The sequence below is a fragment of the Aeromonas sp. 25-248 genome (assembly GCF_053005425.1).
Genome location: NZ_JBRKTB010000009.1, coordinates 136,855 through 151,085, shown reverse-complemented (window position 1 = coordinate 151,085; position 14,231 = coordinate 136,855). Strand labels below are relative to the sequence as shown.

Sequence of the window (14,231 nt, the reverse complement as noted above, 5' to 3'; positions counted from 1 at the left end):
CGCCCGTAGCTCAGCTGGATAGAGTACCTGGCTACGAACCAGGTGGTCAGAGGTTCGAATCCTCTCGGGCGCACCATACAGACAGCCTCGACGTCAGTCGGGGCTGTTTTTTTATGGGCGATATCCTCCTCCCCATCATGGGGTTGTCTCTCTCGTGTTCTTCTCCCTGACGCTCCCACGGGGGACGGTTCCCCCTTGCTGCACGTGCCCCCGGGTAACCACTCTCGACGGGTCTTGCCTGGCAGGCTGCTGATGCATCCCGTGGCCGTGCCTGTGGACCTGGGTGCCCTTACCATACGCACTATGCTGTGAGGGGCTGGCGCTCTCTGGCGGCTTGCTGAGGCGTTTGGCGGGCAATAAAAAGGATGCCGCGGCATCCTTTCATGTCTTCGTTGAGAGAATCAGCTTTTCAGCCACTTGCGGATGCGGTTGGCATCCCCGACAGGGGTGCGTTTGCCCACCGAGTTGAGCAGTACGATGGCGAGCTCCTGACGATCCGGTTTGGCACGCATCAGCAGGCAGCGGCCCGCTTCGTCGGTATAGCCTGTCTTGGAGAGGCGTACATCCCAGTCCGGGTTCTTCACCAGCGGGTTGGTATTGTTGAACATCAGGCTGTAGGCCGGCTTGTGAAAGCGCATCTCCCTGCTGGTGTCCTGGGTGAATTCACGGATCAGCGGCTGTCGATAGGCCGCAGAGAGGAGCTTGGCCAGATCCTGGGCGGTGGAGACGTTGCGGGTGGAGAGACCGGTGGAGTCATAGTAGCGGGTGTTGCGCATGCCGAGCTGTCTGGCCTTGTTGTTCATGGCGCGGATGAAGGCCTGGCGACCCCCCGGGTAGTGGCGGGCAAGCGCCGAGGCCATGCGGTTCTCGGAGGACATCAGCGCCAGATGCAGGGCGTCGCGGCGGCTGACCTGGGTGCCCATGCGCACCCGTGAATAGGTGTGCTTGATGTTGTCCCTGTCGTTCTGATCGATGGTCAGGGTCTGATTGAGGTTCTGGCGGGCATCCAGCACCACCAGCGCCGTCATCAGCTTGGTGAGAGAGGCGATGGGGCGCACCCGGGTGGGGTTTTTCTGATACAGGGTCTTGCCGGTGTTGACGTCCATCACCAGGGCACTGCCCGATTTGAGCTGCAGCTTGGCCGGGTCGGGGGTCGCCAGGGCTGTCTGCGAACCCAGCAGTCCCATCAATCCACCTACCAGCGCGATTGCGCGAATCCAACACCCCATACAACCAACTCCATCCACAGCGAAAAAAGGCGCTAGATTCACTCATTTTTGCCCCTGCTTTACAAGAGCGAGCAGGGGGAATTCGCCACTATTTTCCATAAAAAAGGGCCGCCTGTGGGCGACCCTGTGGTTTGTCTCACTCTCTGGAGACGCCGGGCTTGCGTCTGCTCCACCAGCGCCAGACCAGAGCGATGAGGCCGCCCACCAGCAGCACGACCGGCAGGTAGATAATGACGCTGAGAAATTGGGACTCATACTGCGCGGCCAGCTTGGTGTGGCTCAGGTAGTAACCCAGCCCGACCAGGGGGCAGATCCACATGATGGAGCTGATCAGGTTGACCACCAGGAAGCGCCCCTGGGGGATCTCGTTGGCGCCGACGATATAGGGGTAGGCGGTACGCACGAAGGCGATGTAGCGGGCGGTGATCAGGGTGATGATGCCGTACTTGTTGAGCAGGTAGTGCACCTTCTCCTTGTGCTTGTCATCGAGATGGGACATCAGCCTGTGATACATCCGGGTGTGGCCGAGGAAACGCCCCTGCATGTAGCCAAGCCAGGTACCGACGAAGGTCGCCATGATCAGCAGCGGGACCACTGCCATCGGCAACACCCCCTGATAGATCAGCACGCCGGTCAGGATCAGCAGGGTATCCCCTGGCAGGAAGGCGGTGGGGATAAAGCCATTCTCGAGCACCAGGAAGGTCAGCAGGACGACATAGACCATGAAGACCATCTTGGGATCAGAGAGTGTCGCCAGATCCTGATGCATAAAGGCGTGAGCCAGGTGGTAAAACTGCTCCATACATGCAAACTCCGCAGGTTAGCTGGGTTGGTCGGTCAAGGGCATGGCAAGCACCTTGTCGATGCGCAGGCCGTCCATATCCACGATTTCCAGTTGCCACTGTTCCAGGGTGACCAGGTCTCCGGTCTGGGGAAGGCGGCCAAGGAGCAGCATGATAAGCCCTCCAAGGGTGTGATAGTGATGTTTTTCTTCTTCCGGCAGACGAACCAGCTCCAGACAGTCCTTCAATTCTGGCAGCGGAATGAGGCCGTCGAGCAGCCAGCTGCCGTCGGCGCGCTGGAAGGCCCAGTTGTCTTCCCCATCTTCCTGCTGGAAGTCGCCGGCCAGGGTTTCCAGCAGATCCTGCTGGGTGACCAGCCCCTGCAGCTCGCCATATTCGTCCACCACCAGCACCATGTGCTCGGAGTGGGTACGGAAGTGGTTGAGCAGCTCCAGGCCGTTGAGGGTCTCCGGCAGCAGGCTGCCGTCCTGGGTCAGCGCCGCCAGATCGATGGGCTCTCCCTTGATGTAGGCGTGCAGCACCTTGCTGACGTTGAGGATGCCGACGAGATCCGACAGGCTGCCGTCACAGACAGGGAAGAAGCTGTGGCGATACTCCACCAGACGTTGGAGGTTCACTTCCAGCGGCAGTGACAGGTCAAGATAGCGGATGTCGCTGCGCGGCACCATCAGGGAGGCCAGGCTGCGTTCGTCGAGGCGGAACACGTTGCGCAACATAGTGTGCTCATGGTCCTCGATCACCCCCGCTTCGGAGCCCTCCACCAGCATGGCGTGGATCTCCTCCTGAGTGACGTTGTTGCTGCTGCGCTGATCGACCCGCAGCAGCCGCAGGCTGGCGTTGGTGGAGGCGGAGAGCAACCAGACGAAGGGACGGGTCAGGGTCGCCAGCCAGAGCATGGGGCGGGCTACCAGACAGGCAATGCGCTCGGCGCTGAGCTGTCCGAGGCGTTTGGGCACGAGCTCCCCTACCACGATGGAGAGATAGGTGACCAGCACGACCACGATGACGGTGGCGAGCAGGCTGCTGCTCTTGGGGGAGAGCCCCCACTCCTGCAGCCAGAGGGCGAAGGGCTGGGCCAGCAGGGACTCGCCATAGATACCGTTGAGCAGGCCGATGCTGGTGATGCCGATCTGTACGGCGGAGAGGAAATGGGTCGGATCTTCCCCGAGCTTGAGGGCGATGGCGGCGGAGCGGCTCCCTTCGCTCGCCATTTTGGCGAGGCGTGCCTTGCGTGCCGTCACGATGGCGATTTCCGACATGGCGAAGACGCCATTGAGCAAAATCAATCCAAACAGGATCAATATTTCCATACTGCAGCAGCACTCCCGATAGAAAAGACCGCTGGCAGTGTAATGAATTTGCGGGCTCTGCGCTTGTGAAAGGAGGTGATTTGGCTCGTGAATTTTTGAATATCGCCCCGGCGGGAGGGATAAAACTGCGGGGCAGGAGAGGGAGAACTGAACCCATGACATGAAAAAGCCCCCGATAAACGGGGGCTTGTCATGTTGCGCTGTGGCTTAGAGCGCTGCGATCTCGGCCTGCTGGGCTTCCAGCTTGGTCAGCTGGAGACGGTAATCTTCCAGCTTCTCGCGCTCCTTGATGATGACCGCTTCCGGCGCCTTGGCGACGAAGGCTTCGTTGCCGAGCTTGCCTTCGATGCGGCCGCACTCGCCCACCAGACGGGCAACCTCTTTGGCCAGACGGGCCAGCTCGGCATCCTTGTCGATGAGACCAGCCATCGGGATCATCAGCTCGGTGGCACCGATCAGCTTCTTCACCGACAGCGGCGCGGTTTCACCTTCGCCAAGCACGCGGATGGATTCCAGACGGGCCAGCGACTTGAGGAAGGCCTCGTTGTCGGCTGCACGCTCGGCATCCTTGGCATCGCACTGGAGCAGCACGTTGAGCGGGACGCTCGGCGCTACGTTCATCTCGGCGCGGATGTTGCGGATGCTGACGATGAACTCCTTCACCCACTCCTGATCCGCCATCGCGGCGTCGTCCACCTTGGCTGCGTCGAATTCCGGGAAAGCCTGAATCATGATGGTGTCGGCGTGTACGCCGGCCAGCGGGGCGACCGATTTCCAGATGGTTTCGGTGATGAACGGGATGATCGGGTGTGCCAGGCGCAGCAGGGTCTCGAGGACACTGACGAGGGTGTGGCGGGCAGCGCGCTGCTCGGCCTCGGAGCCCTTGGTCAGTACCGGCTTGGTCAGCTCCAGATACCAGTCACAGAACTGGTTCCAGATAAATTCGTACAACACGCCTGCAGCGATGTCGAAGCGGTAGGTATCGAGGGCGGTGCGGAAGTCACGGATGGCCACTTGCAGCTGGGACTGGATCCAGCGATCCGCCAGGCTGAACTGCATCTCGCCACCGGCAAAGCCGCAATCCTGATCTTCGGTGTTCATCAGCACATAGCGGGAGGCGTTCCACAGCTTGTTGCAGAAGTTGTTGTAGCCATCCAGGCGCTTCATGTCCCAGTTGATGTCACGACCGGTGGAGGCGAGCGCCGCCAGGGTGAAGCGCAGGGCGTCGGTGCCGTGGGCATTGATCCCTTCCGGGAACTGCTTGGCGGTGCGCTTGGCGATCTTCTCGGCCATCTGCGGCTGCATCATGTTGCCGGTGCGCTTCTCCAGCAGGTCTTCCAGGGAGATGCCATCGATCATGTCGAGGGGGTCCAGCACGTTGCCCTTGGACTTGGACATCTTCTGGCCTTCTTCGTCACGGATGAGGCCGGTGATATAGACGGTCTTGAACGGGACTTGCGGCTGGCCGTTCTCGTCCTTGATGAAGTGCATGGTCATCATGATCATCCGGGCAATCCAGAAGAAGATGATGTCGAAGCCGCTCATCAGCACGTCGGTCGGGTGGAAGGTCTTGAGCGCCTCGGTGTTGTTCGGCCAGCCCAGGGTGGAGAAGGTCCACAGGGCGGAGCTGAACCAGGTGTCGAGCACGTCTTCGTCCTGACGCAGCACGGTCACGGACGGGATGCTGTGCTTGGCGCGCACTTCCTCTTCGTTGCGGCCCACGTAGACGTTGCCGGCATCGTCATACCAGGCCGGGATGCGGTGACCCCACCACAGCTGACGGGAGACGCACCAGTCCTGAATGTCGCGCATCCAGGAGAAGTACATGTTTTCGTACTGCTTCGGCACGAACTGGATGCGGCCATCTTCCACCGCCTCGATGGCGGTCTTGGCCATGGGGGCCACGCGCACGTACCACTGGTCGGTCAGCATGGGCTCGATGGGCACGCCGCCGCGATCGCCGTAAGGCTGTTGCAGCACGTGATCCTTGATCTCGGCCAGGAGGCCCAGCTCGTCCAGCTTGGCGACGATGGCCTTGCGGGCGGCGAAGCGCTCCATCCCGGCGAACTCGGTCGGCAGGGCGGCGTCATAGGCGGTGCTCGGGTTGCCATTGGTATCGACCACTTCGGCCTCGGCACGCACGTGGGCGTCCAGGGTGAAGATGTTGATCATCGGCAGGTTGTGGCGCTTGCCCACTTCGTTGTCGTTGAAGTCGTGGGCCGGGGTGATCTTCACGCAGCCGGTGCCCTTCTCCATGTCGGCGTGTTCGTCGGCAACGATGGGGATCAGACGGTTCACCAGCGGCAGCAGGATGTGCTGGCCGATCAGCGCCTTGTAGCGCGGGTCTTCCGGGTTTACCGCGACGGCGGTATCACCCAGCATGGTTTCCGGACGGGTGGTGGCGACGATCAGGTAATCCTGGCCTTCGGCGGTCTTGGCGCCGTTGGCCAGCGGGTAGCGAAGGTGCCACATGTGGCCCTTGATCTCGCGGTTTTCCACTTCCAGGTCGGAGATGGCGGTGTTGAGCTTGGGATCCCAGTTCACCAGACGCTTGCCGCGGTACATCAGGCCGTCTTCGTACAGGCGCACGAACACTTCCTGGACGGCGGCGGAGAGGCCCTCATCCATGGTGAAGCGCTCGCGCTCCCAGTCCACGGAGTCACCCAGACGGCGCATCTGACGGGTGATGGTGCCGCCGGACTCTTCCTTCCACTGCCAGATCTTGTCAATGAAGGCTTCCCGGCCGTAATCGTGGCGGGTCTTGCCCTCTTCTGCGGCGATCTTGCGCTCAACCACCATCTGGGTGGCGATACCGGCGTGGTCGGTACCCGCCTGCCACAGGGTGTTCTTGCCCTGCATGCGGTTGTAGCGGATCAGGGTGTCCATCAGGGTCTGCTGGAAGGCGTGACCCATGTGCAGGCTGCCGGTGACGTTCGGCGGCGGGATCATGATGCAGAAGGAGTCTTTGCTGGTGTCGCCGTGGGGCTTGAAGTAACCCTGGGCTTCCCAGTGCTGATAGAGCGCCTGTTCGATGGCGTTGTGATTAAAAGTCTTTTCCATGGTCTCGCCGTATTCTGGATGGATGGAGTCTGGTGTTGATTCGTCGTGGATCGAGGGTGGCACAGTCAGGGCTGCGCCGGATCCGGTGCGGCAAGGACGGGCTGATCCCTCATCTCGAGGGTATGGCCCGCCTGGCGATAGTGCTTGTAGCGCTCGCGGGCTTGCTGCTTTTGCGTTTCGTCAGTGGGGACAAAATCTACCACTTGAGCGAAGTGTCCTGCAAACAAAGGTGTCTGCCGGGCCAGGTTGATGAGGCAGGCATAGCGCCGCCGTGGCGGCTGATGGCCTATCTCCACCGGAGCCTGACCGCTCTCCCCCTGCAACTGGTGCGGCACGAAGCGATCGGGCGGCAACTGCCACAACAGCTCGTCCAGACGCAGGGCCTGGGCCTCGTCCTCGCACAGCAGATAGAGGTGGCCTGCGCTCCAGCCATCGGCCGCAAGCTGGCAGGCGAGGCGCTCGACGGCGGAGGCATCCGCATCATCGGGCTGGCTCATCAGGTAAAAGGTCACTTGGCTCATCAGGTCGGTCCCGTTTGGCTGTGACGGACAGCGATTGGCCGTCTTCGGGAGCCGCGTCTGGCACGGACTTCCCGGATTCTCTCAATGAAACAAGGAAGAGGCAGGCCTCTTCCTTGTGATACAGGGTAACGCCTTCTCGCATCGCTCTTCGAGTCGATGGGGAAGGGGATCACTCCTTGTCTTCGACGTCCGCCACGCCGGCCCGGTTGAGCAGGAACTGGGTCAGCAGGGGCACAGGACGGCCGGTGGAGCCCTTCTCCTTGCCGCTCTTCCAGGCGGTCCCTGCGATATCCAGGTGGGCCCAGTTGTACTTCTTGGTGAAGCGCGACAGGAAGGCGGCGGCGGTGATGGTTCCGGCCGGACGGCCACCGATGTTGGCCATGTCCGCGAACGGGCTTTCCAGCTGCTCCTGATACTCGTCGAACAGGGGCAGGCGCCAGGCGCGATCGCCGGCCTGTTCGGAGGCGTTGAGCAGCTCGTGGGCCAGGGGGTTGTGGTTCGCCAAGAGGCCAGAGGTGTGGTGGCCCAGGGCGATGATGCAGGCACCGGTCAGGGTCGCCACATCGATCACGGTCTCGGGATCGTAGCGGTCCACATAGGTCAGGGCATCGCACAACACCAGGCGGCCTTCGGCGTCGGTGTTGAGCACCTCGACGGTCTGGCCGGACATGGTAGTGAGGATGTCACCGGGGCGGTAGGCGTTGCCCCCCGGCATGTTCTCGCAGCCCGCCAGCACGCCGATGACGTTGATGGGCAGCTGCAACTGGGCCAGGGCGTGCATGGTGCCGAGCACGGAGGCGGCGCCACCCATGTCGTACTTCATCTCGTCCATGCCGTCTGCCGGCTTGATGGAGATGCCGCCGGAGTCGAAGGTCAGCCCCTTGCCCACCAGCACGATGGGCTTGGCGTCGGCGTTGCCCTTGTATTCGATGATGGCCATCATGGCTTCGTTCTCGGAGCCGCGGGCCACCGCCAGGTAGGAGTTCATGCCGAGCTCGGCCATCTCCTGCTCCCCCACCACCCTGGTGGTGATGTTGTCATAGGCATCCGCCAGACGGCGGGCCTGGGAGGCGAGGTAGGCGGGATTGCAGACGTTGGGCGGCATGTTCGCCACGTCGCGGCAGATGCGCACCCCTTTCGCCACGGCCAGGCCGTGATTGATGGCGCGCTCGCCTATGGTCAGTTCCCGACGCGTCGGCACGTTGAAGACCAGCTTGCGCAACGGACGGCGCGGTTCGGCCTTGTTGGTCTTGAACTGATCGAAGCTGTAGAGGCCCGCCTTGGTGGTTTCCACCGCCTGACGCACCTTCCAGTAGGTATCCCGACCCTTGACGTGCAGCTCGGTCAGGAAGCAGACCGCTTCCATGGAGCCGGTTTCGTTCAGGGTGGTGATGGTCTTGTTGATGATCTGCTTGTACTGGCGCTCGTCGAGTTCGCGCTCCTTGCCGCACCCGACCAGCAGTACGCGCTCGCTGAGCACGCCCGGTACTTGATGCAGCAGCAGCATCTGGCCCGGTTTCCCTTCCAGGTCGCCACGGCGCAGCAGCGAGCTGAGGTAGCCGTCGCTGATCTTGTCCAGCTGTTCGGCAACCGGAGAGAGGCGGCGGGGCTCAAAAACGCCGACCACGACGCAGGCACTGCGTTGCTTCTCAGGACTGCCACTCTTTACACTGAACTCCATGGAATCTCCTACATCCTAAAGACAAAAGGCACCATTTATTGAATAATGCGGTGCTTGTTGGGGTATCAGAGGCGGAGCGAACAGTCACAGGCTCCGCAGTTCAAACTGGTAAAAATCCAATATAGGGCCCTATTTTTCAGGCATTCGACTAAAAACACAAGTTTACTTGGGAATGACTGTGATCGTTTTCCGATATTTGTTCAGGGAGACCCTGAAAACCCAGCTTGCGGTGCTGTTCGTGCTGCTGCTTATCTTCGTCAGCCAGCAATTTATCCAGATCATTGGCGATGCCGCCGATGGTGAGGTGCCGACGCGCCTGGTATCCACCCTCCTGCTGCTCAACCTGCCGAATATGGCGTTGTTGATGCTGCCTATCAGTCTGTTTTTAGCCATTCTGTTTGCTCACGGCCGTTTGTACGCGGAAAGCGAGATGACGGTTATGCACGCGGTGGGTTTCAGTCACCGTTTCATCATGGGCAGCGCCCTGGTGCTGGCCCTGCTGACCGCCGCCGTCGCGGCGTTCAACACCGGCTGGGTCGCCCCCCAGGCCAAGGAGCGGGAGTACCAGGTGATCGACGAGTTCAAGGCCGATCCCGGTATCTCTTTCCTGCAGGCCGGCCGCTTCATGGAGCTCGACAAGGGGCGCCTGGTGGCCTACATCCAGGATCTGAACGACAAGGGGTCGGAGTTGCAGAAAATCTTCGTGCTGCAACGGGCCGAGGGGGGCTCACCCCCGTCAGTGGTGGTGGCCAACGAGGGGCAGGTGACCGCCGACAGCAACGGCTTGCAGTGGCTGACCCTGAAGGATGGCTCGCGCTACGAGGGGCATTTCACCGGCAAGCAGTTCCAGGTCTCGGAGTTCCGTGAATACAGCCTGGTGATCCGCCAGCAGGAGATGGAGCGATCCAACCGCAAGGCGGCGGCCAAGCCGACCCTGGCATTGCTCGGCACCCAGGACAACCAGCTGATGGCCGAATTGCAGTGGCGCCTGTCGCTGCCCCTCTCCATCCTGGTGCTCACCTTCCTGGTGGTGCCGATGGCGCGGGTCAATCCCCGTCAGGGGCGTTACGCCAAGCTGCTGCCGGCCATCCTGCTCTATCTCTCCTATTTCCTGCTGCTCAGTGCCGCCCGGTCGGCCATCGACAGCGGGCGTCTGCCCCATTGGCCCGGGATGTTCCTGGTGCCCCTGGTCTATCTGCTGCTGATAGGGTTGCCTCTCAACCTGCAGGGCACCAGCTGGTGGAACGGGGTCAAAGGGCAATTGTTCAAGAGAAAGTCAGCATGATGCTGCAACCTGGGAGTCTCTGCTGATGTTCGGCATTCTCGATAGATACATAGGCAGGGTCATCTTCATGTCGATCCTGCTGTGCGAGCTGACCCTGGTCGGGCTGGCCGCGCTCATCAAGTACGTGGAGCAGTTGAAGGCGGTCGGGGAAGGCAACTACGACATGCTCAACGCCCTCTACTACGTGCTGCTCTCCATGCCCAAGGAGGCGGTGCTCTTCTTCCCCCTGGCGGCCCTGCTCGGTGGCCTCATCGGTCTGGGCCAGCTCGCGACCAGCTCCGAGCTGGTGGTGATGCAGGCGGCGGGACGCTCCAAGATCAGCATCGTCATGGCGGCGCTCAAGACCGCCATTCCCCTGATGCTGCTGGTGGGGCTGATGGGCGAGTACGTCGCACCGGCCGCCAAGCGGATGGCGGATGACATCAAGGCGGGGGCCATGTCGGAAGGGAGACTCACGGTCTCGGCCTACGGGGTCTGGGCACGGGATGGCAACAACTTCGTCAACATCAACGGGGTGCGCAACGATGGCGCCCTGACCGGCATCACCCTCTACCGCTTCACTCCGTCCCGCAATCTGATCGACGTGGTGCAGGCGAAGGAGGGGGTGTTCGAGGATCACCACTGGCTGCTGAAACAGGTGCACATCACCCGGTTTGACGATCCCACCCGGATCCAGGACGAACAGCATGCCCAGATGGCCTGGCAATCCGAGCTGACCCCCAAGCAGCTCGGGGTGGTCAGCATCGATCCCGAGAACCTGCCCATCTCGGGGCTGCGGGACTACATCGGTTATCTGGATGCCAACAAGCAGGATGCCGGACGCTACAAGCTGGAGATGTGGCGCAAGCTGCTCTCACCGCTCTCCGTGGTGGCCATGATACTGCTCGCCTCCTCCTTCATCTTCGGCCCGCTGCGTTCGGTGAGCATGGGGGCGCGGATGCTGATGGGGATCATGACCGGCTTCGCGGTCTATGTGAGCGACAGGGTGTTCGGCCCGGTCAGCCTGGTCTATGCGGTCCCGCCCATCCTCGCGGCCATCGCACCCAGCCTGCTGTTTGGCGGCATCTCCTTCTATATCCTGAGCCGCAAGCAGTAGCGGCCTGAAGGACGGCGGGCTGCTGACAACAGGCGGCCATTGCTCTCGATGCACCGTTTCCGTCAAGGTTCTGGGCTGCAAGCCGTCAGTTCTGGTCAGCAAAAAGGGCACCTCTGGGTGCCCTTTTTCGTTGCCGCCTTGGGATCAGCGATTGAGCTGCTCCAGGTTTTCCGCCTTGCCGAGCACCACCACCTCGCACTCGGCCCAGATGTCCTGGAAGGCGCGGGGGCGGGCGCGATTGAACACACACAGCAGGTTGCCCAGGCCAAAGGCCGAGGTGGCGAGCCGGATCAGGGCCTGGGTGACGCGAATGTTGCTGCCGTCCAGGTTCTGGATGCGCAGGCGCCAGGCCCGCATGCCGATGGTCTGGCCGGCGCGGACCCAGAACCAGGTGTAGAAACCGCAGATGACGAAGGCCAGCCAGGCGCTGTAGAGGGGGCTGGTGAGCAGCCAGGCGGCATCCTTGCCCTCGGGAACGTGCGCCATGCCGGTGGCCAGCAGCAGGTGGGCCACCCCCATGCCGATGAAGCCGGCGATGATCAGCAGGGCAATCACCACCAGATAGTCATAGAGCAGGGCGCCGAGACGGCGCAGCAGACCGGCAGACGGATGCCGGGGAGCAGGCTGGAGAGGGGTGGGGGTCTTGCGCTTGGCCATGATGATTATTCCATTAATATGATGCGGGCATTCTATGTAACTGGCCTGGCATCGGCAAGGCGTTGAATAAATGAGCAAACAACGGTGGGGGCAAGAAAAACACCTTGCATGGCCAAGCGCCATTCGTATAATCCCTCGCAGCTGCCCGGGTGGCGAAATCGGTAGACGCAGCGGATTCAAAATCCGCCGTAGCAATACGTGTCGGTTCGAGTCCGACCCCGGGCACCATATTACAGTTTCATGCCGTATCACGGCAGACCAGAAACCCGCATAGCGTAAGGCTTGCGGGTTTTTTGTTGTTTCTCGTCGTATCATAAAGCCTCATGACATCCCCCCATTATTGGGGGTATCTCTGGGGGTACAAATCCCAGCAGGGGTAAAAAGTACCCCCACCTGTCCGCTATCCCGCGCCATTCCTGGCCTGTGAGGTAGTGGCTTATACCCCCAGCGTCTGCCATGTACCCCCAAGTTAAAACGGGAGATACCCCCATGCCGCTATCTGATACCGCCGCCCGACAAGCCAAGTTCAATGGCAAACAGCAGAAGCTGTCTGATGAAAAGGGCCTTTTTTTGCTGATCACCTCGTCGGGGAAATACTGGCGCCTCAAGTTCCGCTTCGCTGGAAAGGAGAAGGTGCTGGCTCTGGGGGTCTACCCAGAGGTTTCCTTGAAAGAGGCAAGAGTTAAGCGTGAGGATGCCCGCAGGCAATTGGCGGAAGGTATCGACCCCAGTCTTGCCCGTAAGCAGAGCAAGGTGGCCAGCCGGCTCGCCAGCGAACACAGCTTTGAGGCCATAGCCAGGGAGTGGCACCAGAGTCAGTTAGCCCGCTGGAGCCCAGGTCATGCCAAGCGTGTGATAGAGTCTTTGGAAGTTGATGCCTTTCCCGATCTGGGGTTGGTGCCGGTTGCTGAGCTGACAGCGCCCATAATGTTGGATGCTCTGCGCAAGGTTGAGGCAAGGGGAGCCACCGAGACAGCTGGACGGGTACTGCAGCGGATCAGCTCTGTCATGCGTTACTCCATCCAGACCGGGCGGGCCAGCTACAATCCAGCCCAAGATCTGAAAGGGGCACTGAGGGCCACCAAGCAGGAACACCGGCCGGCGCTCCCGCGGGCTGAGCTGCCGGAGTTTTACCGGCGCTTGGCTGCTGAGCCATTGAACCCTGCAACCCGCCTAGCCTTCCACCTGCTGATGTTGACGATGACCCGCCCTGGTGAGGTTCGCTTTGCTCGTTGGGATGAGTTCGATATGGAGCGAGCCGAGTGGCGGATCCCGGCTGAGCGGATGAAGATGCGGGTACCCCATCTCGTGCCCCTTTCCCGACAGGCCCTTGCTGTGCTTGAGGAGCTGCGCCAGATAACCGGACACTGTGAGCTGCTGTTCCCGAGCGAGCGGAAGCTGACTGACCCCATGAGCGAGAACACCCTGAGTTATGCCATGGGACGAATGGGCTATAAGGGGATTGCCACCCCACACGGCTTCCGGGCGCTGGCATCCACCACACTCAACGAGGAGGGCTTTGATCCGGATGTCATCGAGCGCCAGCTTGCCCATGCTGAGCGCAATAAGGTGCGGGCGGCCTACCATAGGGCCGAGTACCTGGATGACCGCCGCAAGCTCTTGCAATGGCTTGCTGACTTCTATGAGTCACAACAGGGCGGCAATGTTCGTCCGGTGAACTTCCACAGAGCAGGGTAAGAGGTAGGAGGGGGTGACACGCTAAGCGACTGCTTGACTCGTTATCACACCAGCGTTAGGATTTCCCCATCATGGCCCATTCTCTCGAGATTGGGCCTTTTTCATATCCAAACCCGGCCATCGTGCCGGGTTTTTGCGTTGGAGGATCCCAAGTCAAAATCAGCCCTATTCATCATCAAATACTGCTTTATCCCTCTTAAGCCCGACCACTGTGTCGGGCTTTTTCATTTCAGGAGAACTCACATGACAATACCGGAAACAGGATTTATTCGAGAGGCACAACTGGTGACCACGGCCAGCAAGGTGGGCCCATTGCCGTTCAGCAAGTCAACGCTTTGGAGGATGGTTGGTGAAGGCAAGTTCCCGAAGCCAATTAAGCTGGGAACCCGGGTCACCGCCTGGCGATGTGAAGAGGTTCACGAGTGGATCAACGCTCAAGGCCAAGCTGCGTAAGGAGAGGACGATGCAAAAAGAAAAAGGCCGCACCGCGAACGGCACGACCCAGCTTGAGCAGGGTCAGCATATCACCAAGTATGAATTGGTCGCCACCCACCTGCTGGAGCAGGGAGCCCAAGGCGTCAGCGCCTTGTCTGGACTAGCTGGGCTCCATGACCTCAACTTGCGCAACAGCATCGGCCTACTCCGTCGAAACCACGGGGTAGCTATCACCGATGCGTTCTTTGAGCACCAGCATAGCGGCGGCGGGACCACTCGCTTCAAGCGCTATTGGCTGGCCGACCGTGAGCAAGCCCATAAGCTGGTGGCCCTGATCAACCACTGGCGACACCAGCGCCAGGCTGCCCTGCTGGCAGACGACTACGCCGCCATTCTGTGCGCTCGCACGCCGGCTGTCACTCCCCTCCCTCCCGCCGCCTAACCCCGAGGTATGCC

The 14,231-nt window shown here is 61.1% G+C and carries 12 protein-coding genes and 1 tRNA gene; 6 read left to right on the top strand and 7 right to left on the bottom strand.

Features of this window, described 5'->3' with window-relative positions:
- Nucleotides 1–401 precede the first annotated feature (401 nt).
- The 6 genes from pbpG to pepA form a co-directional block, all read right to left on the bottom strand.
- Nucleotides 402–1,187, bottom strand: a complete 786-nt coding sequence (pbpG, locus tag ACVDHI_RS14290) for a D-alanyl-D-alanine endopeptidase (RefSeq protein ID WP_010672955.1) — start codon at nt 1,185–1,187, stop codon at nt 402–404.
- A 178-nt stretch (nt 1,188–1,365) separates the two neighbouring features.
- Nucleotides 1,366–2,031, bottom strand: a complete 666-nt coding sequence (locus ACVDHI_RS14285) for a DedA family protein (protein WP_039040923.1) — start codon at nt 2,029–2,031, stop codon at nt 1,366–1,368.
- An 18-nt stretch (nt 2,032–2,049) separates the two neighbouring features.
- A complete protein-coding gene (locus ACVDHI_RS14280; protein ID WP_029313724.1) occupies nt 2,050–3,342 on the bottom strand; it encodes a hemolysin family protein in 1,293 nt (430 codons plus the stop codon).
- 207 nt (nt 3,343–3,549) lie between these two features.
- Nucleotides 3,550–6,402: a valine--tRNA ligase gene (locus ACVDHI_RS14275; RefSeq protein ID WP_277856329.1), complete on the bottom strand. Its 2,853-nt coding sequence runs from the start codon at nt 6,400–6,402 to the stop codon at nt 3,550–3,552.
- Nucleotides 6,403–6,467: 65 nt separating this feature from the next.
- Nucleotides 6,468–6,923, bottom strand: coding sequence for a DNA polymerase III subunit chi (locus ACVDHI_RS14270; RefSeq protein WP_010672959.1), 456 nt, complete (start codon nt 6,921–6,923; stop codon nt 6,468–6,470).
- A 169-nt stretch (nt 6,924–7,092) separates the two neighbouring features.
- Nucleotides 7,093–8,604, bottom strand: a complete 1,512-nt coding sequence (gene pepA, locus ACVDHI_RS14265) for a leucyl aminopeptidase (protein WP_010672960.1) — start codon at nt 8,602–8,604, stop codon at nt 7,093–7,095.
- A gap of 172 nt (nt 8,605–8,776) precedes the next feature.
- Between pepA and lptF the strand changes: the two genes are divergently transcribed.
- Both lptF and lptG read left to right on the top strand, forming a co-directional pair.
- Nucleotides 8,777–9,889: an LPS export ABC transporter permease LptF gene (gene lptF, locus ACVDHI_RS14260; protein ID WP_029313726.1), complete on the top strand. Its 1,113-nt coding sequence runs from the start codon at nt 8,777–8,779 to the stop codon at nt 9,887–9,889.
- Nucleotides 9,890–9,914: 25 nt separating this feature from the next.
- Nucleotides 9,915–10,985 (top strand): LPS export ABC transporter permease LptG, encoded by a 1,071-nt coding sequence (gene lptG, locus ACVDHI_RS14255; protein ID WP_041210919.1) that lies wholly within the window; start codon nt 9,915–9,917, stop codon nt 10,983–10,985.
- A gap of 144 nt (nt 10,986–11,129) precedes the next feature.
- Here the strand turns inward: lptG and ACVDHI_RS14250 are convergent, their stop codons facing one another.
- Nucleotides 11,130–11,642, bottom strand: a complete 513-nt coding sequence (locus tag ACVDHI_RS14250; protein ID WP_324032315.1) for an RDD family protein — start codon at nt 11,640–11,642, stop codon at nt 11,130–11,132.
- Between the two features lie 143 nt (nt 11,643–11,785).
- Between ACVDHI_RS14250 and ACVDHI_RS14245 the strand changes: the two genes are divergently transcribed.
- The 4 genes from ACVDHI_RS14245 (at nt 11,786) to ACVDHI_RS14230 (ending at nt 14,217) form a co-directional block, all read left to right on the top strand.
- Nucleotides 11,786–11,870 (top strand) — tRNA-Leu (locus ACVDHI_RS14245).
- Nucleotides 11,871–12,131: 261 nt separating this feature from the next.
- Nucleotides 12,132–13,340 (top strand): tyrosine-type recombinase/integrase, encoded by a 1,209-nt coding sequence (locus ACVDHI_RS14240; protein ID WP_050717580.1) that lies wholly within the window; start codon nt 12,132–12,134, stop codon nt 13,338–13,340.
- A gap of 243 nt (nt 13,341–13,583) precedes the next feature.
- On the top strand, nt 13,584–13,793 hold the full coding sequence (locus tag ACVDHI_RS14235; protein ID WP_043158845.1) for a helix-turn-helix transcriptional regulator: 210 nt from the start codon (nt 13,584–13,586) through the stop codon (nt 13,791–13,793).
- A gap of 10 nt (nt 13,794–13,803) precedes the next feature.
- A complete protein-coding gene (locus tag ACVDHI_RS14230) occupies nt 13,804–14,217 on the top strand; it encodes a hypothetical protein (protein ID WP_447212190.1) in 414 nt (137 codons plus the stop codon).
- The last annotated feature ends 14 nt before the right edge of the window (nt 14,218–14,231 follow it).